Raw genomic sequence first — 22,347 nt, forward strand, 5'->3', positions numbered from 1 at the left:
CGGCGGCCCGGGCCGTCAGTGCGCCGCCGCCTCCCAATCGGCGCCGACGCCCACCGAGACGTCCAGCGGCGCGCGCAGGTCGTAGGCGCCGGCCATCTGCTCGCGGACGATCGCCTCCACCGGCTCGCGCTCGCCCGGGGCCAGCTCCAGCACGATTTCGTCGTGCACCTGGAGCAGCATCCGGGAGGTGAGCTTCGCCTCGGTCAGCGCCGCGTCCACCCGGAGCATCGCGATCTTGACGATGTCGGCGGCCGAGCCCTGGACGGGGGCGTTGAGCGCCATCCGCTCGGCCATCTCACGGCGCTGGCGGTTGTCGCTGGTCAGGTCGGGCAGGTAGCGGCGGCGGCCCAGCAGGGTCTCGGTGTAGCCGGTGGCGCGGGCCTCCTCGACCACCCGGTGCAGGTAGTCGCGCACCCCGCCGAAGCGCTCGAAGTAGGTGTCCATCAGGCCCTGCGCCTCGGCCGGCTTGATCCCCAGCTGCTGGGAGAGCCCGTACGCCGAGAGCCCGTAGGCCAGGCCGTAGGACATCGCCTTGATCTTGCGGCGCATCTCGGCGTCGACCTCGGCGGGCGCCACCCCGAAGACCGAGGAGGCGACCGTGGTGTGCAGGTCCTCGCCGCTGGCGAAGGCCTCGATCAGCGCCGCGTCCTCGGAGAGGTGGGCCATGATCCGCAGCTCGATCTGCGAGTAGTCGGCGGTCAGCAGCGACTCGTACCCCTCGCCGACCACGAAGGCGCGCCGGATCAGCCGGCCCTCCTCGGTGCGCACCGGGATGTTCTGCAGGTTCGGGTCCTGCGAGGAGAGCCGGCCGGTGGCGGCCACCATCTGGTTGAAGGTGGTGTGGATCCGGCCCTGCGGCGAGACCGTCTTGAGCAGGCCCTCGACCGTGGTGCGCAGCTTGGCCTGGTCGCGGTGGCGCAGCAGGATGACCGGCAGCTCGTTCTCGCTCTGGGCGGCCAGCCAGGTCAGCGCGTCGGCGTCGGTGGTGTAACCGGTCTTGATCTTCTTGGTCTTGGGCAGGCCCAGCTCGTTGAAGAGGATCTCCTGGAGCTGCTTGGGCGAGCCGAGGTTGAACTCCCGCCCGGCTGCCCGGTGCGCCTCCTCCACCACGCGCTGGATCTCGGTGGCGAACTGGTTCTCCAGCGACTGCAGCCAGCCGCGGTCGGCGGCGATGCCGGTGCGCTCCATCCGGGCCAGCAGCGCGGCGATCGGCAGCTCCATGTCGCGGATCAGCTCGACCGAGCCGTGCTCGGCCAGCCGGCCCTCGAAGAGCTCGGCCAGGTCGAGCACCGTGCGGGCCTGGACCATCAGCGCCTGAGCACCCGCGCTCGGGTCCTCCTCCGGGGCGTCGAAGGCGAGCTGACCGCTCTCGGCCGCCTCGGCGGGCGCCAGCGAACGGCCCAGGTACTCCTCGGCCAGCACCTCCAGGGTGAAGGTGCGCCGACCCGGCTTCTCCAGGTAGGCGGCGAGCGCGGTGTCGGCACCGACGCCCTCGACGCTCCAACCCTGCTCGGCGAAGGCCCGGATCACCTGCTTGGCGATGTGCAGCGCCTTGGGGCGCGCGGGGTCGGCCAGCCAGCCGGCGAAGGCCCGCTCGTCCGCCTCGGCCAGCTGGGCGGGGTCGAACCAGACCGCGCTCTCGGCGGTGGCCAGCGCCACCTCCTGGACCGAGCCGCTGCCCAGCGCCCACTGGTAGACGGCGGCCAGCGCGACGGGGTCCGGCCCGGCGGCGTGCCCGGCCAGCCAGTCGGCCAGCGCGCCGGGCTCGGTCAGCAGCTCGCCCGCGACCTCGACCCCGGGCGCGGCGGCGACCGCCTCGGCCTGCGCCGCGGCGCCGACGTCCAGCGCGTAGACCCGCTCGCGGAAGTTGGGGTTGCGGAACTCCAGGGACTCCATCAGCTGCCCGACGGCCTCCCGGTCGAACGGCTCGCGGCCCAGGTCACCGACGCCGAGCGGCAGTTCGACATCGCGCACCAGCTCGGTGAGCACCCGGTTGCGCTTGACCGAGTCCAGGTGCTCGCGCAGCTTCTCGCCGATCTTGCCCTTGACCTCGTCGGCCCGGGCCACCAGCTCGTCGAAGGAGCCGAACTGGTTGACCCACTTGGCGGCGGTCTTCTCACCGACACCCGGGATGCCGGGCAGGTTGTCCGACGGGTCGCCACGCAGCGCGGCCAGGTCCGGGTACTGACGGGGCGTCACCCCGTACTTCTCCGCGACCTTCTCGGGGGTGTAGCGGGTCAGCTCGGAGACGCCCTTGGTCGGGTAGAGCACGGTGGTGTGCTCGGTCACCAGCTGCAGCGAGTCCCGGTCGCCGGTGACGATCAGCACCTCGAAGCCGGCCGCCTCCGCGGCGGTGGCCAGAGTGGCGATGATGTCGTCGGCCTCGAAGCCCTCCAGCGAGAGCCGGGGCACCTTCATCGCGTCCAGCAGCTCGCCGATCAGGCCGATCTGGCTGCGGAACTCATCAGGAGTCTTGGCCCGGTTGGCCTTGTAGTCCGGGAACTCCTCGGAGCGGAAGGTCTTGCGCGAGACATCGAAGGCCACCGCGAGGTGGGTGGGGGCCTCGTCGCGCACCGTGTTGGCGACCATCGAGGCGAAGCCGTAGACCGCGTTGGTCGGCTGCCCGGTGGCGGTGTTGAAGTTCTCCACCGGCAGGGCGTAGAACGCCCGGTACGCCAGGGAATGGCCGTCGAGCAGCATCAGCCGGGGCCGCGCCCCGGCCGCCCCGCCCGTACTGCCCGCGCTCTGCCCCGCACTCCGCTGCGCCACGTCTACGTCCGTTCTAGCCGTTCCAGCAACTACCGCCCTCGATCCTAGGCCGCCGCACCGACAACCCGAACCGGCAACACCGGCCGACCGCGAGCAGGCCACCGGCGGCCTCGCGCCGGGCCAGTCGTACGATCACGAAAGGCGATCACGACCGAAGATCACCGGCAACCAGGAGAGATGACCGATGACCGAGCAAGCCCCCACCGACGCCGCCGCCCAGGCCCCGCTGAAGCTGGACGTGCCGCAGGACGTGCTGGACCACTTCGCCAAGCTCGGCGTGGAGCCCAGCACCTTCTCCGGGGGCACCCTCGGCGACAAGATGGCCATCCGGGTGGTGGAGGCCTCCGGCGACCGCGTGGTCGGCACCATGCCGGTCGAGGGCAACCAGCAGCCCTACGGCCTGCTGCACGGCGGCGCCTCGGCCGCGCTAGCCGAGACGCTCGGATCGGTGGCGGCGATGCTGCACGCCGGGCCCGGCCGCTACGCGGTGGGCGTCGACCTCAACGTGACCCACCACCGCTCGGCCACCTCCGGGCTCGTCACCGGCGTGGCCACCGCCGTCTTCAAGGGCCGCACCGCAGCCACCTACGAGATCGCGATCACCGACGACACCGGGCGCCGGATCACCAGCTGCCGCCTGACCTGCGCGCTGCGCGACCTCTGACCGGACCCGCTGCCCGGACCCGCGTCCCCTCGTTCGACCACCGCCGGGCAGGTCCGGCCGACGAGGGGGCGCCTCTTCGCACCACACCACACCGCCGCCACCGCCGCCCAACCCGAGCGCGGCGGGGGCCCGTTCACCCCACCGCGCTCACCGCACCGCGCTCAGCCCTCGCCGGCCTCCGCCTTCTTGCGGTCCTGCGCCTCGCCCTCCTCGATGACGGCCTCGGCCACGGCGGCCATCGTCATCCGCCGGTCCATCGAGGTCTTCTGGATCCACCGGAACGCGGCCGGCTCGTTCAGCCCGAACTTCGTCTGCAGCACACTCTTCGCCCGGTCCACCAGCTTGCGGGTCTCCAGCCGCTGGGTCAGGTCGGCGATCTCCCCCTCGAGCGCCCGCATCTCGGTGTACCGCGACACCGCCATCTCGATCGCCGGCACCAGGTCGCTCTTCGAGAACGGCTTGACGATGTACGCCATCGCCCCCGCATCCCGCGCCCGGTCCACCAACTCCCGCTGCGAGAACGCGGTCAGCATCAGCACCGGAGCCAGGTTCGCCTCATGGATCCGCTCGGCGGCCGACAACCCGTCCAGCACCGGCATCTTCACATCCAGGATCGCCAGATCCGGCCGGTGCTCCTCCACCAGCCGCACCGCGGTCTCCCCGTCGCCCGCCTCGCCGACGACGGTGTAGCCCTCCTCCTCGAGCATCTCCTTCAGGTCGAGACGGATCAGCGCCTCGTCCTCGGCGATGACAATTCGGGTGATCTGGGGCGAGTCGGTCTCAAGCGCCTGGGGCTGCTCGTCGGCGGTGCTCACGGGACTCCTCGTTCCGGCGGGGGTGCTGCACCCAAGAGGGTACCTAGGGAGACGAGCGAGCACGCACCCGGTATGCTTTCCCCTGCCTCCCTGCCGGGTTGGTGGAATGGCATACACGGATGTCTCAAACACATCTGCCCGAGAGGGCTTGCGGGTTCGAATCCCGCACCCGGCACCTATTTTCACCTTCGATTTCCAATTTATTCCCCAGATCCGGCATTCACCAATATGGGTGATTCCCGGCACTGGCATCCCGTTTTGGCCTTCTCGGTCGCACTCTTGTCGGCATGGCAACCCGTTCAGTCCGCGAGCAGGCAGTCCTGCTCCTCCGCGACGGAATATCCAACGCCGCCGTATCCCGAATGCTCAGTGTGCCCACGGGCACAGTCAGCTGGTGGAAGCACGAAGACCTGGCAAAGCGGGGACAGCTGCCCGGCCGTAAGCGGTCGACCTGCCCGATCTGCTACGACGACCAGCTCAACAAACCGGCCTACTCGTACCTGCTGGGGCTGTACCTCGGTGACGGACACATCATCCAGCCCAAGCAGCACCGGGCTCCCAACCTCGCCGTCACCTGTGACAACAGCTGGCCGGGGGTCATGGACGAGGTCGAGCAGGCCATGCGCGACGTCCTGCCGAACAGCACACCGTGCCGTGTGCGCCGCAAGGGTTGCAAGGACGTCAAGGTCTACTCGATGCACCTGCCCTGCCTCTTCCCCCAACACGGCCCCGGCAAGAAGCACGACCGCCCCATCGTCCTCGCTCCCTGGCAGCAGGACATCGTCGCCGCCCACCCCTGGCACCTGCTCCGCGGCCTGATCCACTCCGACGGCTGCCGCATCGTCAACTGGGCCACCCGCACCGTCAACGGCGTGGTCCGGCGGCACGAGTACCCGCGCTACTTCTTCACCAACAAGTCCACCGACATCATCGGCATCTTCACCGACACCCTCGACACCGTCGGCGTCCAGTGGAAAGCCGCCCACCGCACCAACGGCGCCGTCAACATCTCCATCGCCCGCCGCGCCTCCGTGGCCCTCATGGACCAGCACATCGGCCCCAAGTACTGACCCCCGCGCCACCCATGCCCCACCCCACCGCCCGTAGAGTGCTGCCCGGGAGGGGATGCACGGATGGCACAGGTGGTCGCGGTGCACGGGGTCGGCCAGCAGCTGCTCGGCGAGCAGAGCCTGCACCAGCGCTGGCAACCGGCCCTGCTCGACGGGCTGCGCCGGGCGGGCGGGCCCGAACTGGCCCTGGACGGGCTCGCGATGGGCTTCTACGGCGACCTGTTCCGCCCGCCGGGGACGATGCTCGCGGCGGGCGATCCGCCGTACGGTGCCGCCGACGTCGCCGAAGGTCTGGAGCAGGAGCTGCTGTTCGCCTGGTGGCGGGCCGCCGCCGAGGTGGACGAACGCGTGGTGCCGCCCGACGCCGGGGGCCGGACGCTGGCGCGGGCGCCGCGTTCGGTGCAGGCGGCACTGCGGGCGCTGGCGGGCTCGCGCTTCTTCTCCGAGCTGGCGCTGCGGGCCATGGTGTTCGACCTCAAGCAGGTGAGCCGCTATCTGACTGACCATCAACTCCGTTCGGCGGCGCGCGAAAGGGTGACCGCGCTGATCGGCGCGGACACCCGGGTGGTGGTCGGGCACTCGCTGGGCTCGGTGGTCGCGTACGAGGCGCTCTGCGCGCTGCCGGGGCACGGCGTACGGGCGTTGGTGACGCTGGGGTCGCCGCTCGGCATCCCGATGATCTTCGACCGGCTGCAGCCCGAGCCGGGCCGCTGGCCCGGTGTCCCGACCTGGACGAACGTGGCGGACGCCGGTGACGTGGTGGCCCTGGTGAAGGATCTACGCCCCGCCTTCGGCCCCCGGCTGCGCTCGGCGCTGGTCCACAACGGCAGCCATGCGCACGACGCGACCGCCTATCTGACCAGCGAGTTGACCGGTGCGGCGATCGCGGAGGCGCTGGATGGCGCCTGAGGCCGGGCCGCGCCGGTTCCTGATCGCCACGGCCGTCGCGCACTACAGGAACGAGCCCGCCTGGAACCGGCCGGGTCTGGTCGAGGCCCGGCAGGACATCATCAGGCTGTTCACCCGCCGCTTCGGCTACCGGCACGTCAGCGACCTCGGGTTGGACCCGACGCAGGGTCAACTGGTCGAGCGGCTCAGGGCGTTCTGCCGCTCCCCGGAGCGTCGCGAGGACGATCTGATCACCGTCTACCTCGGCGGACACGGCGAGGTGCTGGACGAGGAGGATGGCGGCGGACACGTGCTGCTGACCTCCGACACCGATCCCGATGACATCGCGGGCGCGCTGCCCACCGAGGAGTTGGCCCGCCAGCTGCTGTCCGGCACCAGGGTGCGCCGGCTGCTCCTGCTGCTGGACACCTGCTACTCGGGCCAGGGCGGTGCCGAGTTGACGTCGGCGGCGCTGGAGCGGATGAGCCCGCGCTGGGGTCAGCGTCCGGGTTCGGGGCTGGTGGTGGTCTGCTCGGCGCAGCCGCTGGAGCAGGCGGAGACGGGCGCGTTCCCGCGCAGGCTGCGCGAGGCGGCGGCAAGCCTGGCGACGGCGGGGCACGGGCCGCGCGCGCTGGCGTTGGACGCGGTGGTGCAGCACATGAACCGCGAGGGCGGGTTCCAGCGGGTGGGGCTGGCGCAGATCGGGTTGACGGGGGAGGTTCCGGAGTTCCTGCCGAACACGCGGCACGAGCCGCAGTTGACGGAGGTCGACCTGGCGTTGCAGCAGACGTTGCGGTGGCAGCGGCGGGCGGACCGGCGCGGGTTGGAGCTGACCAGTCGGTTCATGGTGCGGGCCGGCGGTTCCAGCAGTGCCGGTGAGCTCATGGAGTACCGCGTCCCTACGCCTGACGCGTCCGGTTGGTGGTTCTCCGGGCGGCGGACGGCCCTGGCCGACCTCGCGGAGTGGCTCGGGTCGCCCGCCTCCGACCGCCCGGCACTGGCGGTGACAGCGGGCCCCGGTTCGGGCAAGACGGCGGTCCTGGGACTGCTGGCGACGCTGGCGCATCCCGAGTACAGCCGGACCGTGCCGATCCATGCGCTGGGGCTGGAGCGGAACGTCCCGTCCGCCGCCCGCCACATCGATGTCGCCATCTACGCCCAGACACTGACCGACCAGCAGGTCCTGGAAGGCATCGCGGCAGCCGCCCGGTGCGGGGCGGCCACCGTCGGCACGCTGCTGGAGGCGCTGACGGGGCGGGAGCGGCCGCTTGTGGTGCTGGTCGACGCGCTGGACGAGGCCGCCACGCCCGACAGTCTCTGCGCGACGGTGCTGCGCCCGCTGATCGAGCACGCCCGGGGGCGGATCCGGCTGCTGCTGGGCACCCGGCCGCACCTGCTGGCCCGGCTGGGGCTGCGGCGGGAGTCGGCGGTCGATCTGGACGCGGAGCGGTACGCGGACCCGGAGGCCGTGCTCACGTACACCGTCCGCAATCTGCTCCAGGGAGCGCCCGACTCGCCCTACCGCGGTGGCGACGGCGAGCTGCGGTACGAGATCGCCTCCGCGATCGCCAGGGCCGCGGACCGCTCGTTCCTGGTCGCCCGGATCACGGCGGCCACGCATGCCGCGATGCCCACGCTTCCGGATCCGTACGACCCGGCCTGGCGCGCGGGCCTGCCCCGGCACGCGGGGCAGGCGATGGCCCGCGACCTGCGGCTGCGGCTCGGCGAGGACGCGGCGCGGGCGGTGGATCTGCTGCGGCCGCTGGCCTACGCCGAGGGTCAGGGGCTGCCCTGGGAGGACGTGTGGGCGCCGCTGGCGAGCGCGGTCAGCGGGCGGCGGTACACGGACGAGGACGTGCTGTGGCTGCGCCGGACGGCGGGTTCGTACATCGTGGAGGCGGTGGAGGAGGACCGGTCGGCGTACCGGCTGTACCACCAGGCGCTGGCGGAGCACCTGCGGGATGGCGTCGACTCGGTCGCGGTGCACGCGGCCTTCACGCGCGTGCTGACCGACCGGGTCCCGTACGGCTCGGCCGGCGAGCGGGAGTGGGGGCACGCGCACCCGTACACGCTGCGGTACTTGGCGGCGCACGCGGTGGGGGGCGGGGTGCTGGACGAGGTGCTGGGTGAGGCGGAGTACCTGGTGCACGCGGACCCGGACGGGCTGGCGCCGCGGTTGCGGGCGGCGCGGTCGGAGGGTGCGCGTTTGGCGGCGGCGGTGTACTTGGCGTCACTGGGCGTCCATCGGAGCCTCGCACCTCACCAGCGCCGGCAACTTCTGGCTCTCGACGCTACCCGTTACAACTCGCCCGCACTGGCAACAACGCTGAACGGCAGGCCGCTCCGCGACACTTGGGTCCCGCTCCATGCCACAGGTGGGGGCTTGTCCCATACGCTCAGCAACACCATAGTTGCCCACGCGTACGAGGCCAGCGCCTTTGCGTGCGCTGTGCTGGACGGACGACCAGTAGCCGTCGCTTCCAGCGACGACGGCGCAGTACAGGTATGGGATCTTGGCACTGGCAAGCCAGTTGGTGCGCCACTCACCGGCCACAACGACGAGGTTGACTCAGTGGCGTGCGCGGAGCTGGAGGGCGTTCCCATCGCCATCACCGCCAGTCGTGACAGCACCGTACGCATCTGGGATCTGGCCACCCGCCAGCCACTCGGCGAACCCCTCACCGGCCACACGGACTGGGTGACCGCAGTGGCCTGCACCCTGCTGAACGGCAAACCCATCGCCATCACCAGCAGCGCCGATGCAACGCTCCGGATCTGGGACCTGAGCACCCGCCAACCCCTCGGCGAGCCGCTCACCGGCCACACGGGCCAGGTGACCGCAGTGGCCTGCACCCTGCTGGACGGCAAACCCATCGCCATCACCGGCGGAGCCGATGCGACAGTACGCATCTGGGACCTGACCACCCGCCAACCCCTCGGCGAAGCCCTCACCGGCCACACGGGCCAGGTGACCGCAGTAGCCTGCACCCTGCTGAACGGCAAACCCATCGCCGCCACCAGCAGCAACGATCCAGCGCTCCGGATCTGGGACCTGACCACCCGCCAACCCCTCGGAGAACCCCTCACCGGCCACACGAACCGGGTGACCGCAGTAGCCTGCACCCTGCTGGACGGCAACCCCATCGCCATCACCGGCGGAGCCGATGCGACAGTACGCATCTGGGACCTGACCACCCACCAACCCCTCGGCGAACCCCTCACCGGCCACAACGACACGATCTGGACGGTGGCCTTCTCGGTCTTGAGCGGAGGCCCCGCAATCGTCACGAGTAGCGACGATTCGACCATCCGGGTCTGGGACCTGAGTACCAGCCAGCCCGTCGGCGCGCCCGTCACGGGTCACCAGAGCCGAGTAACAGCGGTCGCGTGCTCCGACATACAGGAACACCCCGTCGGACTCAGCGGCAGCACGGATGCGATGGCACGGCTGTGGGATCTGACGACCGGCCAACCCATCGGCAAACCCCTCGTCGGCCACGAGAGCCGGGTGACCGCAGCGGCCTTTTCTGTGCTGGATGGCCGGCCCATCGCCGTCACCGGCAGCCACGATGCAACGCTACGTATCTGGGACCTAACCGGCCAACCCATCGGCAAACCTCTCACCGGCCACACGGGCCGGGTGACCGCAGTGGCCTGCACTCTGCTGAACGGCAAACCCATCGCCGTCACCGGCAGCATGGACATGACGGTCCGGCTCTGGGACCTGGCCGCCCGCCAACCCCTCGGCGAGCCCCTCACCGGCCACACGAATGACGTGAACGCAGTGGCTTGCACTCTGCTGAACGGCAAACCCATCGCCATCACCAACAGCGCCGATGCAACGCTGCGCTTCTGGGACCTGGCCACCCACCAACCCCTCAGCGAACCCCTCACCGGCCACACAGGCCCGGTGGACACAGTGGCCTGCACCCTGCTGGACGACAGGCCCATCGCCGTCACCGGCAGCGACGATGGAACGCTGCGCTTCTGGGACCTGGCCACCCACCAACCCCTCGGCGAACCCCTCACCGGCCACACGGACTGGGTAACCTCAGTGACCTGCTCCGTCCTCAACGGCCGTGCCAAAGTGGCCAGTACAGGCTACGACGGCTCACTGCGGGTATGGGACATAGCCACTCGTGCCTGCGAAGCGGTTCTCACGTTGCCATACGTCTGCACTGCCCTCGCGCTCACCGACTCCGGCTACCTGGTCGCAGCCTTCAACCGCGACATCGCCATCTTCACCCGCCGCCCGTAACGCGCGCCCGGCGACAGCCCGCACCACAGCACGGAGCTGTCGCCGCCACCCGCGACACCGCTCAGCAGCCGGCCCCGAACTCCCCCGCCCGCACGCCCGCCACGAACGCCTGCCACGCCTCGGCGCGGAACACCAGCGCGGGGCCGTGCGGGTCCTTGGAGTCGCGCACGGGCAGCTCGCCGGGGAAGCCGTCGGCGACCTCGACGCAGTCCCCGGAGTCGCCGCTGAAGGTGCTCTTACGCCAGCGGGTGTTGTGGAAGTCCTGGGTGAGCATTCCTCATACCTCTCAACGGTCCTAGTGGTTAGAGCTCTTGCTTGACCCTAGTGATCATGTCGAGGCTCTCGGTAGGGCTCAGGGCAGCGGATCGCAGCGAGTCGAAGGTGAGCGTGTAGGCGTCCGTCTCCTCCGGCGTCTCCATGTACAGGGTGCCCGTACGGTGCTCTACGCACACAACGTCGGAGAAGGCCGGCGTCGGGAAGCTGAACAGCACGAAGGATCCCATGACACCGGCGTGGGCACCGGCGCTGAGCGGCAGCACCTGGAGTTCGACCACGTCGGCCAGGTCCTGGAGAGCGGCGAGTTGAGCTTTCATGACCTGCGGTCCGCCTACCTGGGCACGCAACGCCGCCTCGCCTTCGATGACGCACACACGCGGGGCGTTGTCGGTGGTCAGGATCTCCTGCCGTTCCATCCGCACCGCCACCAGTTCGTCCACCCGGTGCGGAGCGATCCTGGTGGGCGAGGCTCGGAACAACGCTCGCGCGTAGTCGGCGGTCTGCAACAGGCCAGCGACAATCATCGGCTGGAACGAACGGATGTAGTCGGCTGTCTGCTCGTAGTCGATGTAGTCCGCGTAGGAAGGCAGCGCTATCCCGACGCGCTGGGTCCACCCTCGCTCTCCGCTTCGGCGAGCGAGATCGACGAGGTTCTCCACGTACTCGGTGTCTGTCACGCCGTAGAACCCGAGTAGGTCCCGCAGTTCACTCAGCGAGATGGGCAGGCGGGCGTTCTCGAACCTGCTGATCTTTGTGCGATGGCAGGCGATTCGTTCGGCTGCCTCTTCCGGCGTCTTGCCCGATTCCTCCCGCAGGCGCACGAGAAGGGCAGCCAGGCGACGGCGGCGGACGGATGGACGCTGTTCAGTCAAGTCTTCAACCTCCGGTCATTCCTGACGGATGGTCACAGCGTAGCGCCGGAACATGTTCGGGAATGCGTTCCTCGCGGAACGCTTGCGAAGAGGCCACGACTGCGAGCATGCTACGAGGAGTAGTCCGACCAAGACACACAGTGATCATGGCGGCTTGCTTCCGGGCATTCCCATGCCCTTTCCCGGCCGCTGCCGCCCACCAGGATCACGTCCCCCATCACGCACCGGAGGTGGCTCCCCCATGTCCGAAAACTCCAACTGCAAGCCGAACTCCCCCGCCACCGAGCACTGCTGGCTCCCCAACAGCCGGCGCTCCCCCGGCATCGCGCGCCGCCTGCTGCGCGACCTCCTCGCCCGCGTCCCCAACGGCCCGCAGCTCGCCGACAGCGGCGAACTCGTGGTCTCCGAACTCGTCACCAACGCCTGGCGACACGGCACCCGCCCCGGCCAACTGATCTGGCTGCGGCTCGCGGTGGGCCCGGACGGTCTGCTGATCGAGGTGCACGACGCGAGCGACGCCAGGCCGGAGCTCCACCCCGTCGGCACCGACGACGAGTCGGGCAGAGGCCTGCACCTGGTCGAGCAACTCACGCGCGAGTGGGGCTGGGGCCCGCGCGCGGGGATCGGCAAGCGGGTGTGGGCACTCTGCCCGCCTGCCCCCGACGACAACTCGCAGGCGCGCTGACCAGGAGCCCCACCCCTGACACCACGACCCGCGAGCAGCATGCGACCCGAAGGCGACGGAGTGTCAACCATCCACCTGCCTTCTTATGCTGATCACAGCAGACCGACGCCATGATGGCTGCGGCCCCGATCCGGGCCGGGAGGTCTCGACGGTGATCAGGGAGCGGACGTGGGGAACTTGGCGACCAGCGCGCAGGCCGGCGCGGGCGAGCCCGAGCAGGACCTGCCCGGCGCACCCGAGTTCGCGCCTCCCAGCCCGCCCGATACGCCCGATACGCCCGATACACCGAGCGGGCCCACACAGCGCCGCCCCCTCTGGAAGGAGCTGCCGGTCCTGGTCGTGGTCGCCCTGGTGCTGGCGCTGCTGATCAAGACCGTGCTGGTGCAGGCGTTCTACATCCCGTCTCCCTCGATGACGAACACCCTGCAGATCGGCGACCGGGTCCTGGTCGACAAGTTGACACCACTGCTGGGGTCCGGACCGTCGCGCGGGGAGGTGGTGGTCTTCAAGGATCCGGCACACTGGCTGGACGCGGAGGAGACCCAGCAGTCGAGCAGCAACCCGGTGGTGCGCGGTGCCCAGTCCGTGTTCAGCTGGATCGGACTGCTGCCGGCGGCCGATCAGGGGTACCTGATCAAGCGGGTGATCGCGGTGGGCGGGGACACCGTCAGCTGCCAGGGCTCGGGGCCGGTGTACGTCAACGGCAAGGCGCTGGACGAGCCGTACGTGTATCCGGGGGCGACGCCTTGCGGGGACCGGAACTTCGGGCCGCTCAAGGTGCCGGCCGACTCGATCTGGGTGATGGGCGACCACCGCAACGACTCCAGCGACTCGCGCTACCACCAGGACGAGCCGGGCGGCGGTGCGGTGCCGGACAGCGATGTGGTGGGGCGGGCGATCGTGGTCGCGTGGCCGGTCACGCACTGGAGCGACCTGCCGATCCCGGACACCTTCTCGCAGCCCGGGATCGGGGTGCAGGCGGCCAGCGCCCCGGCCGCACTGGGGGTGTTCGGGGCCGTCCCGGTGACGCTGCTGGTCCGGCGCCGCCGTCGGCGGCGGGCCTCGTCCAGCTACTCGCCGAGCACGGCCACCGGCACCGGCAGCTGACCCCGCCCCCGCCCTCAGGCCACCCGCGCCAGGAACTCCCGGAACTCCGCCAGTTGCGCCCCCGTCAGCGGCGCGCCGTGCCCGAAGCCGACGGCCTTGACCTCGGCCATCGGGATCCGCTTCACGCCGGCCGGGCGCCGCTCGGGGTCGGCGGCGAACGAGTCCGGCCCGAAGCCGAGGCCGCCGTTGCCGAAGACCGCGTCGCCGGCCAGCAGGGTGCCCGTGGGCTCGTGCAGCAGGGCGATGTGGCCGGGCGAGTGGCCGGGGGTGTGGATGACCCGCAGGCCGCCGCCGCCCTCGACCAGTTCGCCGTCCTCGAGCGTCGCGTCGGCCTCGAACGGGGTCCAGTGCGCCACCGGCAGCCGGTCGAAGCAGCGGGCGGTGAAGCCGGAGCGCCCCTCGGCGGGCACCCGTCCGGCGGGCAGCCAGGCGGCGTCGGCCTGGTGGACGAGCACGCGGGCGCCCGTGCGCTCGCGCACCTGCGGCACGCCCTGCACGTGGTCCGGGTGGGCGTGGGTGAGGACGACGGCCGCGAGGTCGGCGGGCCGGTGGCCCAGTTCCGCGATCGCGCTCAGCAGCGCGGGCACGCCCTTGGCCATGCCCGCGTCGACCAGGATCAGGCCCGCATCGCCTTCGATCAGGAAGGTGTTGCTGGTCGTGGAGGTGGCCACCTGGGTCACTCCGGGGGCGATGGACTGCATGGCGGGCTCCTCGGACGGGTTTCATCACATCACAAATCATTCTCACTATAAATGATTCCCGCCGGCCAGGGGCGCCCACCCGCGGCAGGCGCCCCCGCAAACCCCCTGATCAGCCGTCAGCCGTCAGTTGTCCAACTCCCCCACGTGGTGCACCCGCACCAGGTTGGTGGACCCCGCGAGCCCGGGCGGCGAACCGGCCGTGATGATCACGGTGTCGCCGCGCTTGCACCGCCCCAGGCTCAGCAGCTGCGCGTCCACCTGCGCCACCATCTCGTCCGTGGTCGGCACGAACGGGCCCAGGAAGGTCTCCACCCCCCAGGTGAGCGCCAACTGGCTGCGCACCGCGGGCTCGTAGGTGAACGCCAGCACCGGGATCGGCGACCGGTACCGGGTCAGCCGCCGCGCCGTGTCACCGCTCTGGGTGAACGCGATCAGGTACTTGGCGCCCAGGAAGTCACCGATCTCGGCGGCGGCCCGGGCGACCGCGCCGCCCTGGGTGCGGGGCTTGTTGAGGATGGTCAGCGGGGGCAGGCCGGCCTCCAGGACCTCCCCCTCCACGGCCTCGACGATCCGGCCCATGGTCCTGACCGTCTCGATCGGGTACTTGCCGACCGAGGTCTCGCCGGAGAGCATCACCGCGTCCGTCCCGTCGAGCACGGCGTTGGCGACGTCGGAGGCTTCGGCGCGGGTCGGGCGGGAGGCGTGGATCATCGAGTCGAGCATCTGGGTGGCCACGATGACCGGCTTGGCGTTGCGCTTGGCCAGCTTGATGGCGCGCTTCTGGACCAGCGGGACCTGCTCCAGCGGCAGTTCGACGCCCAGGTCGCCGCGGGCGACCATGATGCCGTCGAAGGCGTCGACGATCGACTCCAGGTTCTCGACGGCCTGCGGCTTCTCGATCTTGGCGATGACGGGGAGGAAGCGGCCCTCCTCCCGCATCACGCCGTGGACGTCCTCGATGTCCTTGCCGCTGCGGACGAAGGAGAGGGCGATCAGGTCGGCGCCGATCCGCAGGGCCCAGCGCAGGTCGGCGACGTCCTTGTCGCTGAGCGCAGGCACGGATACGGCGACACCGGGCAGGTTGAGGCCCTTGTGGTCGGAGACCAGGCCGCCTTCGATGACGATGCAGTGCACCCGTGGGCCGTCCACGTGGGTGACTTCGAGGCAGACCCGGCCGTCGTCGATCAGGATCCGCTCCCCGCGCGCGACGTCATTGGCGAGCCCGGGGTAGGTGGTTCCGCAGATCTCGCGGTCACCGGGGACGTCGTCCACCGTGATGGTGAACTCGTCGCCGCGTTCGAGGAGTACAGGGCCTTCGGCGAACTTGCCGAGGCGGATCTTCGGACCTTGAAGGTCGACCAGGATGCCGACACTGCGGCCGGTCTCGTCGGCGGCCTTGCGGACCCGGCGATACCGTTCCTCGTGTTCGGCGTGGGAGCCGTGGCTCAGATTGAAGCGGGCGATGTCCATACCGGCGTCGACCAGGGATTTGATCTGGTCGTAGGCGTCGGCGGCGGGCCCGAGAGTACAGACGATTTTTGCTCGGCGCATGGATCCGAGGGTATGCATTACCCGCGCGTAACAACGACGTTCCGACGAACCGTCAGGTGGCCACCGGGCAAAGCTTCGTTGAACTTTCTGACGGTGCGTGACTTCGCTTGATCCACAACCAGGTTGCGCCAAGGTTGCCGCGTTCGATGCGGATCCGTGAAAGCCTGTTCACCTCCGGTTCATCCCGGCGACAGGCGCCGCTCGGCGCCCGGCGGGACGCTCTGCCCCATCGGGGAGACGTGGACGGGGAGTTGGCACGCCAATGAGGCGACTACTTGGGGTACTGCTGGCTTTGGGGCTGGTCATCGGCGTTGTGCTGGTGGCCCAGCAGCGGCACAACCCGAGACCGGGGCCGCGGCCGTCGCCCACCGCGCACGGCTCGCCCACCGCGCTGACCGCCCTCAGCGGCCTGATCGGCTCCGAGAAGCAGCACTTCTTCGCGGACGGCGCGGTCCAACAGGCGCTGCGGGCCCAGGGGTACGCGGTCACCGTCGGCTCCTCGGGCTCCTTCTCGATGGCGGGCGACGTGCAGAAGGGGCACTACGACTTCGCCATCCCGGCCAGCTCGATCGCCGCCAGCACCATCCCCAGCCCGTTCAACACCAATCCGGTGCGACCGTTCTACTCGCCCATGGTGGTGGTCGCGCACACGGACACCGCCGACTTCCTGGCGCAGAACGGTCTGGCGACGCAGCTCAGCGGCGGCGTCTGGAGCTTCGACATGAACCAGTACCTGGCCGATGTCGAGGCCCAGCGCAAGTGGAGCGACCTGACCGGCGGCACCCGGCCCGGCGACCTGGCCGGGCTGCTCTACATCGAGACCACGGACCCGGCCAGTTCCTCCTCCGGCGCGCTCTACCTGGCGATCATGTCGTACCTCGCCAACAACGAGCAGCTGGTGAAGTCCCAGGCCGACATCGCCCATGTCCAGCCGCTGATGCAGTATCTGATCTCGAATCAGGGCGCGCTGCTGGCCAGCAGCGACCAGCTCTTCTCGGACTTCCGGGCCGGCACCGGCAATCCGCTGATCTGGACCTACGAGTCCGAGGCCGCCGAACAGGCGATGGACGGCACACTGCCGGCCGACACGGTGGTGCTCTACCCGAACGTCGACCTGCAGAGTGACCACACGGTCGTGGAGTTGACGCCCCAGGCGCACGGTTTCGCCGAGGCCCTGGCGAACAACCCGACCCTGATCAAGCTGGAGGCCCGCTTCGGTTTCCGGCCGACCGCCGACCCGGGCGCCATGATCGCGGCCCTCAAGGCGGCGGGCCACGCCCAGGGGTTCGCACCCGATCTGACGGCGCTCCCGTCGACCAGTCAACCGCCGTTCCCGCACACCGATATCCTGCAGAAACTGGTGGCGGCGGCGTCATCCTCCGGGAGCAGCTGATGAGCGATTCGATCTCCCGCCGCGGCCTGGTCGGCGCCCTCGCGCTCGGCCTGGCGGCGGCGGCAACGGGCTGCGACGGCGGCCGGCGGCCGAAGCCCGCGCCCGCCCCGAGCACGCCGAGTGCCGCCGCCTCGGGCGGCTCGCCCGGCGCGCCGCCGACGGGCGGTGCGCCGTACACCCTGCGGGTGCTGGCGGGCAGCGAGGTGCAGGACATGCAACCGGTCCTGGAGGACGTCCAGAAGGCCACCGGGGTCACCGTCCGGTTCAGTTACACCGGCACCCTGGCCGGCGCCGCCACGGTCAGCTCGGGCCAGGCGGACGGGGTGTACGACGCGCTCTGGTTCGGCTCCAACCGCTACCTGCGGCTGGACCCGAACGCGGCCGGCAAGCTGCTCTCGGAGACCTCGGTGATGGTCTCGCCGGTGGCGTTCGGGGTGCGGTCCTCGGTGCTGGACGCGCTGGGCTGGGATCCGGCGAAGACGACCTGGTCGCAGCTGGGCGCGGCGGTGACGGCGGGGCGGCTCACCTTCGGCATGACGGACCCCTCGCAGTCCAACTCGGGCCTGTCCGCGCTGATCGCGCTGGCCTCGGCGTTCTCCGGCGCCCAAGCGGCGCTCACCCAGGACGACGTGACCAGGGCGGCGCCCGCGCTGCAGAGCTTCTTCACCGGGCAGAAGCTGACCTCGGGCTCCTCCGGCTGGCTGGCCGAGGCCTACCAGCGTACGGCGCAGGGCGGTTCGGGCACCTCGGTGGGCGCGCTGGTGAACTACGAGTCGGTGCTGCTCTCGCTGAACCGCACGCTGCCCGGTGACGCCCAACTGACCGTGATCCGGCCGATCGACGGCGTGGTGTCGGCCGACTACCCGCTCACCCTGCTGAGTTCGGCCGGGGCCGCGGCCCGGGACGCGTTCGACCGGCTGACGGCCGAACTGCTGCGTCCCGAGATCCAGCGCGAGATCTCGGACACCACCGAGCGGCGCCCGGTGGTGTCGGGAGTGGCGCCGGGGCCGGGCCTGGGCACCGACCGGCGACCCGAGTTGCCGTTCCCGGGCAGCCTGGCGGTGGCGGACGCGCTGCTGGCGGCGTACCAGAACCAGCTGCGCCGGCCCTCCCGGACGGTCTACGTGCTGGACACCTCGGGCTCGATGAAGGGGGCCCGGCTGGACGGTCTGAAGCAGGCCCTGGGCCAACTGACGGGCGCCACCGGCACCTTGGCCGTGAACGGGTTCCGGGAGCGCGAGGAGGTCACGCTGATCTCGTTCGCCGACGACATCAAGTGGCAGCACACCCACCAGGTTCCGGCCACCGCGCCGCAGTCGGAGCTGGCAGCGATCGAGGCGGATGTGCAGAGCCTGACGGCCGAGGGCGGCACGGCGATCTACAGCACGCTGGAGCAGGCGTACAGGCTCGTCGCGCAGCAGCAGGCGGCGGAGCAGGACGACCGCTTCACCTCGATCGTGCTGATGACCGACGGCGAGAGCAACGAGGGTGCCACGGCGGACCAGTTCGCCGCCTTCTACCGGGCGCTGCCGGCCGGCCAGCAGGCGGTGCCGGTCTTCCCGGTGCTGTTCGGCGAGGGGGAGAAGTCGCAGTTGCAGGGGATCGCGGACACCACCGGCGGCAAGCTGTTCGACGCGACCGCGGGGCCGAGTGCGCTGGGCGGGGTCTTCGAGGAGATCCGTGGCTACCAGTGACCGGCGCTGGGGCCGACTGCCCAACTGGTTCGGCAGCCGGGCGCACTACCTGGGCAGCGGCGGGGCCGCGGTGGGGCTGGGGGTCTCGCTGACCGAGGGGCTCGGGGTGACCGGTGTGGCGGTGGCCGGCGGGCTGTACGCGGCCGGTGCGGTGCTGGGGCTGGCCTTCGGTCCACCGCCGGTGCCCGAACCCGAACCCGAACCTGTGCCCAACCCGGACCCCGAGCCCACGCCCGAGCCCGACCCCGAGCCCACGCCCGAGCCGGACCCCGAGCCCACGCCCGAGCCCGTCCCCGACCCGGTACCCGAGCCCACGCCCACGCCCGACCCCGACCCGCTCCCCGCCCCCGAGCGGTCGGCAGCCCTCGCGCTGCTGGCCGAGCAGCGCGCGCGGGTGGCGCGGGCACGCTGGCCGGAGCAGGGCAGCACGCTGGCCGGCTACCTGCTCGACCAGCTCGCGCGGTGGCTGGACAACGAGAGCGCCGAGGCCGCGCAGCAGCCGAGGGAGCGGGTGGCGCAGGCGGTGACCGCGCTGGACCACTACGAGCGCGACCGGTCCTGGCAGCGCCTGGAGCCGGGCGACCACAGCCCGGAGCAGGCGCTGGCCGACCGGGTGGCGGAGCTGCTGGACCGGCTCGCGCAACCGGCGGCGCCGCAGCACCGGTGAGGGCCGGCCGCGCGCCGGCAACGGACTGCCGGTGCGCGGCCGGCCCTCGCCTGATACCGAAGCCCGTGCCGATCAGCGCTCCGCGTGCCGATCAGTGCTCCGAGTGCCGCTCGGCGCCGCGGTGCCGGTGGCCCTTGAGCTCGGCGTGCCCCGGCAGCGCGCCGGTCAGCGCCCGCTCCTCGGGCACCCGGCGTCCGCCGTGGCTGAACGGTGCCTCACCGGCCAGTGCCGCGTACGTGCCGTAGCCGACCGGGGTGCCGCCGCCGGTACCGGTGTGCAGCACGGGGCCGAAGGCGTGCGGCTTGCCGCCGCCCCCGGTGGTCATACCGCGGCGTTCCAGCAGTTCCTGGGTGCCGCGGCGGAGTTTGACGCTGCTCTTCTTGCCCGCCGGTCGTTTGGTCATCGCTGGCCTCCCATCGACATCTCTCTGTGATGGTATGTCCAGCTCTGTCCGTTTTCACCCGACCGGTCTCCCGACCGATCTCTCCCGATCGTTCTCCTGACCGGCGGCGCAAGCAGCGAGTCCCGCCCCCGTACTCAGAACGGGAAGCGGCTGCGCCCGTGCTGGATGGAGATCCACTTGACCGTGGTGAAGGCCTCCACCGTGGCCTCGCCGTTCAGCCGGCCCACCCCGGAGTTCTTCTCGCCGCCGAACGGCACGATCGCCTCGTCGTGGATGGTGCCGTCGTTGACGTGGATCATGCCCGTCTCGATCCGCTGCGCCACCCGCACACCGCGCTCGATGTCGCCGGTGTGCACGGCCCCGCTGAGCCCGAAGGGGGTGTCGTTGGCGAGCGCGACCGCCTCGTCCTCGCCGTCGAAGGGCACCAGCAGCACGACCGGGCCGAACAGCTCGCGGCGCAGGATCGGGGCCTTGGGGTCGAGGTCGGTGAGCACCACGGGCGCCATCAGGGTCCCGACGGTGGCACCGCGCAGCAGCGCGGTGGCGCCGTCGGCCACCGCCTGGTCGACCTGGGCGACGAGCGCGTCGGCCTGGGTGGTGTTGATCAGCGGGCCGATCTGGGTGCTGGGGTCCTTGGGGTCACCGACGGTGAGCGAGGCGACCTTGGCGACGAACTTCTCGGTGAACTCGGCGAGCACCGAGCGGTCCACCAGGATCCGGTTGGCGGCCATGCAGACCTGGCCCTGGTGCGCGAAGCGGCTGAACACCGCCGCGTCCACCGCGTAGTCGACGTCGGCGTCGTCCAGCACGATCAGCGCGCTGTTGCCGCCCAGCTCCAGCACCGAGCGCTTGAAGTGCGAGGCGGCGACGGTGGCCACGTGCCGGCCGACCCGGTCCGAGCCGGTGAACGAGATCGCCTTGGGCACCGGGTGTTCGAGCAGCGCGTCGCCGATCTCGGCGATGTCGGTGACCACCACGTTGAGCAGGCCCGCCGGCAGGCCGGCCTCTTCGAAGATCTTGGCGATCAGGGTGCCGCCGACGATCGGGGCGTCCTGGTGCGGCTTGAGCACCACGGCGTTGCCGAGCGCGAGCGCGGGGGCGACCGGCTTCATGGAGAGGAAGAGCGGGAAGTTGAAGGGGCTGATCACCCCGACCACGCCGACCGGCAGCCGGTAGAGGCGGTTCTCCTTGCCGTCCACCGGCGAGGGCAGGATCCGGCCCTCGGGGCGGATCGCCAGCTGCATCGCCTCGCGCAGCATGTCCTTGGTCAGCGACAGTTCGAAGGCGGCCTTGAGGTGGGTGCCGCCGAGCTCGGCGATGATGCTCTCGGTGATCTCCTGCTCGTGGTCCTCGATGATCCGCAGAGCGCGTTCGAAGACCTGGCGGCGGGTGTAGGGGTTGGTCTGGGCCCACTCGCGCTGGGCCCGCTCGGCCGCCCGGTACGCCTGGTCGACCTCGGCGACGGTGGCCACCGTGATCGCGGCCAGCTTCTCGCCGTTGTAGGGGTTGATGTCGACGATGTCCCAGGAACCGCTGCCCCTGCGCCATTCACCGTCGATGTACTGCAGGGCGAGTTCCGAAAAGTGCGACACCTGGCTCCCCTTCACAAGCTGACTGGGGATCATCCTACTGATATGTCAGGGTTCTTGGAGAAGAGTCCGAAGAAGCTCGCGACTGCGTTCGGGCGTCAGGCTGTCGGCCCGCAGCCGCTCCAGGGATTCGGCGTACTCGGCCACCTCGCGCGGGCGGTCCAGGTAGAGCGCGGTGGTGAACTGCTCCAGGTAGACCACCTCCGCCAGGTCGGGCTCGCGGAAGGCCAGCAGCGAGAACGCGCCGGTCTCGGCGGACAGTCCGTCGAAGCCCAACGGCAGCACCTGCAGCTCGATCTGCGGCTGCTCGGCCAGCTCCAGCAGCCGGGTCAGCTGACCGCGCATCACCGCGGGCCCGCCGCACGGGCGGCGCAGCGCCGCCTCGTCGATCACGACGACCAGTCGCGGGCCGCCCTCGCGGACCAGCAGCCGCTGGCGGTGCATCCGCACCTCGACCCGGCGCTCGATCTCCTGCTGCGGGGCGCTCTGCGCGCCGAGCCGGATCACCGCGCGGGCGTACTCCTCGGTCTGCAGCAGGCCGGGGACGAACTGCACCTCGTAGGAGGAGATGGTGCCGGCCGCCTCCTCGAAGCCCAGGTAGCTCTGGAACCAGCCGGGCACCACATCGGCGTACGCGTGCCACCAGGGGGTGGCGTTGGCGGCGCGCACCATGGAGAGCAGGTCGCCGCGCTGGTCGGGGTCGTTGACGCCGTAGAGCGAGAGCAGGTCGGCGACGTCACGCTCCTTGAAGCTGACCCGGCCCAGCTCCATCCGGCCGATCTTCGATTCGGAGGCGCGGATCTCGTACCCGGCGGCCTCGCGGGAGACGCCCTGGGCCTCGCGCAACCGGCGCAACTGGGAACCCAGCAGCAGCCGTCGGACCGTCACCCCGCTGCCGGTCTGACCCGTGCCGCTGCTCATCGCGCTCGCTCCTCCGCTGGGCTT

General features: G+C 70.8%; 18 protein-coding genes and 1 tRNA gene. 10 read left to right on the forward strand and 9 right to left on the reverse strand.

What is annotated here, in order from left to right; genetic code table 11:
- Nucleotides 1-15 precede the first annotated feature (15 nt).
- Entirely contained in the window at nucleotides 16-2,700 is a 2,685-nt protein-coding gene (gene polA / locus OG403_RS09925; RefSeq protein WP_442911057.1) for a DNA polymerase I, read from the reverse strand.
- Nucleotides 2,701-2,953: 253 nt separating this feature from the next.
- Here polA and OG403_RS09930 point away from each other — a divergent pair, with 253 nt between their 5' ends.
- The gene (locus tag OG403_RS09930; protein ID WP_329563266.1) at nucleotides 2,954-3,433 is read left to right on the forward strand and encodes a PaaI family thioesterase; all 480 of its coding nucleotides are present in this window, start codon (nucleotides 2,954-2,956) and stop codon (nucleotides 3,431-3,433) included.
- Between the two features lie 161 nt (nucleotides 3,434-3,594).
- Here the strand turns inward: OG403_RS09930 and OG403_RS09935 are convergent, their stop codons facing one another.
- On the reverse strand, nucleotides 3,595-4,248 hold the full coding sequence (locus tag OG403_RS09935; protein WP_329563267.1) for an ANTAR domain-containing response regulator: 654 nt from the start codon (nucleotides 4,246-4,248) through the stop codon (nucleotides 3,595-3,597).
- A 92-nt stretch (nucleotides 4,249-4,340) separates the two neighbouring features.
- Here OG403_RS09935 and OG403_RS09940 point away from each other — a divergent pair.
- From OG403_RS09940 to OG403_RS09955, 4 genes are all read left to right on the forward strand, one after another.
- Nucleotides 4,341-4,423 (forward strand) — tRNA-Leu (locus OG403_RS09940).
- Between the two features lie 187 nt (nucleotides 4,424-4,610).
- Nucleotides 4,611-5,318 carry a helix-turn-helix domain-containing protein gene (locus tag OG403_RS09945; RefSeq protein ID WP_329563269.1) on the forward strand — a complete coding sequence of 236 codons (708 nt, stop codon included), beginning with the start codon at nucleotides 4,611-4,613 and terminating at the stop codon, nucleotides 5,316-5,318.
- 63 nt (nucleotides 5,319-5,381) lie between these two features.
- Nucleotides 5,382-6,227, forward strand: a complete 846-nt coding sequence (locus OG403_RS09950; protein WP_329563270.1) for a hypothetical protein — start codon at nucleotides 5,382-5,384, stop codon at nucleotides 6,225-6,227.
- Entirely contained in the window at nucleotides 6,217-10,464 is a 4,248-nt protein-coding gene (locus tag OG403_RS09955; RefSeq protein WP_329563272.1) for a hypothetical protein, read from the forward strand. The genes OG403_RS09950 and OG403_RS09955 overlap by 11 nt, the downstream gene beginning before the upstream one ends.
- A 61-nt stretch (nucleotides 10,465-10,525) precedes the next feature.
- Here OG403_RS09955 and OG403_RS09960 read toward each other — a convergent pair whose 3' ends face one another.
- Nucleotides 10,526-10,738 (reverse strand): DUF397 domain-containing protein, encoded by a 213-nt coding sequence (locus tag OG403_RS09960; RefSeq protein ID WP_329563273.1) that lies wholly within the window; start codon nucleotides 10,736-10,738, stop codon nucleotides 10,526-10,528.
- 28 nt (nucleotides 10,739-10,766) lie between these two features.
- Entirely contained in the window at nucleotides 10,767-11,612 is an 846-nt protein-coding gene (locus OG403_RS09965) for a helix-turn-helix domain-containing protein (RefSeq protein ID WP_329563275.1), read from the reverse strand.
- A 241-nt stretch (nucleotides 11,613-11,853) separates the two neighbouring features.
- Here OG403_RS09965 and OG403_RS09970 point away from each other — a divergent pair, with 241 nt between their 5' ends.
- Nucleotides 11,854-12,297, forward strand: coding sequence for an ATP-binding protein (locus tag OG403_RS09970; protein WP_329563276.1), 444 nt, complete (start codon nucleotides 11,854-11,856; stop codon nucleotides 12,295-12,297).
- 168 nt (nucleotides 12,298-12,465) lie between these two features.
- Nucleotides 12,466-13,404: a signal peptidase I gene (gene lepB, locus OG403_RS09975; RefSeq protein WP_329563278.1), complete on the forward strand. Its 939-nt coding sequence runs from the start codon at nucleotides 12,466-12,468 to the stop codon at nucleotides 13,402-13,404.
- 14 nt (nucleotides 13,405-13,418) lie between these two features.
- Here lepB and OG403_RS09980 read toward each other — a convergent pair whose 3' ends face one another.
- Nucleotides 13,419-14,105: an MBL fold metallo-hydrolase gene (locus OG403_RS09980; RefSeq protein ID WP_329563280.1), complete on the reverse strand. Its 687-nt coding sequence runs from the start codon at nucleotides 14,103-14,105 to the stop codon at nucleotides 13,419-13,421.
- 123 nt (nucleotides 14,106-14,228) lie between these two features.
- Entirely contained in the window at nucleotides 14,229-15,674 is a 1,446-nt protein-coding gene (pyk, locus tag OG403_RS09985) for a pyruvate kinase (protein ID WP_329563282.1), read from the reverse strand.
- 244 nt (nucleotides 15,675-15,918) lie between these two features.
- Between pyk and OG403_RS09990 the strand changes: the two genes are divergently transcribed.
- Genes OG403_RS09990 through OG403_RS10000 form a run of 3 tightly spaced genes read left to right on the forward strand, consistent with a single transcriptional unit; the run spans nucleotide 15,919 to nucleotide 19,410 of the window.
- Nucleotides 15,919-17,049: a hypothetical protein gene (locus OG403_RS09990; protein WP_329563284.1), complete on the forward strand. Its 1,131-nt coding sequence runs from the start codon at nucleotides 15,919-15,921 to the stop codon at nucleotides 17,047-17,049.
- Nucleotides 17,049-18,743 carry a VWA domain-containing protein gene (locus OG403_RS09995; RefSeq protein ID WP_329563286.1) on the forward strand — a complete coding sequence of 565 codons (1,695 nt, stop codon included), beginning with the start codon at nucleotides 17,049-17,051 and terminating at the stop codon, nucleotides 18,741-18,743. Before OG403_RS09990 ends, OG403_RS09995 begins: the two co-directional genes overlap by 1 nt.
- Entirely contained in the window at nucleotides 18,730-19,410 is a 681-nt protein-coding gene (locus OG403_RS10000; RefSeq protein WP_329563288.1) for a hypothetical protein, read from the forward strand. Before OG403_RS09995 ends, OG403_RS10000 begins: the two co-directional genes overlap by 14 nt.
- Nucleotides 19,411-19,501: 91 nt before the next feature.
- Here OG403_RS10000 and OG403_RS10005 read toward each other — a convergent pair whose 3' ends face one another.
- The 3 genes from OG403_RS10005 to OG403_RS10015 all read right to left on the reverse strand — a co-directional run bounded on the left by OG403_RS10005 (nucleotide 19,502) and on the right by OG403_RS10015 (nucleotide 22,323).
- The gene (locus OG403_RS10005; RefSeq protein ID WP_329563290.1) at nucleotides 19,502-19,813 is read right to left on the reverse strand and encodes a hypothetical protein; all 312 of its coding nucleotides are present in this window, start codon (nucleotides 19,811-19,813) and stop codon (nucleotides 19,502-19,504) included.
- Between the two features lie 134 nt (nucleotides 19,814-19,947).
- The gene (locus OG403_RS10010) at nucleotides 19,948-21,405 is read right to left on the reverse strand and encodes an aldehyde dehydrogenase family protein (protein WP_329563292.1); all 1,458 of its coding nucleotides are present in this window, start codon (nucleotides 21,403-21,405) and stop codon (nucleotides 19,948-19,950) included.
- Nucleotides 21,406-21,450: 45 nt separating this feature from the next.
- The gene (locus OG403_RS10015; protein ID WP_329563294.1) at nucleotides 21,451-22,323 is read right to left on the reverse strand and encodes a helix-turn-helix domain-containing protein; all 873 of its coding nucleotides are present in this window, start codon (nucleotides 22,321-22,323) and stop codon (nucleotides 21,451-21,453) included.
- Nucleotides 22,324-22,347: the final 24 nt, after the last annotated feature.

Source organism: Kitasatospora sp. NBC_01266 (genome assembly GCF_036242395.1).
Taxonomy (GTDB): Bacteria; Actinomycetota; Actinomycetes; order Streptomycetales; family Streptomycetaceae; genus Kitasatospora.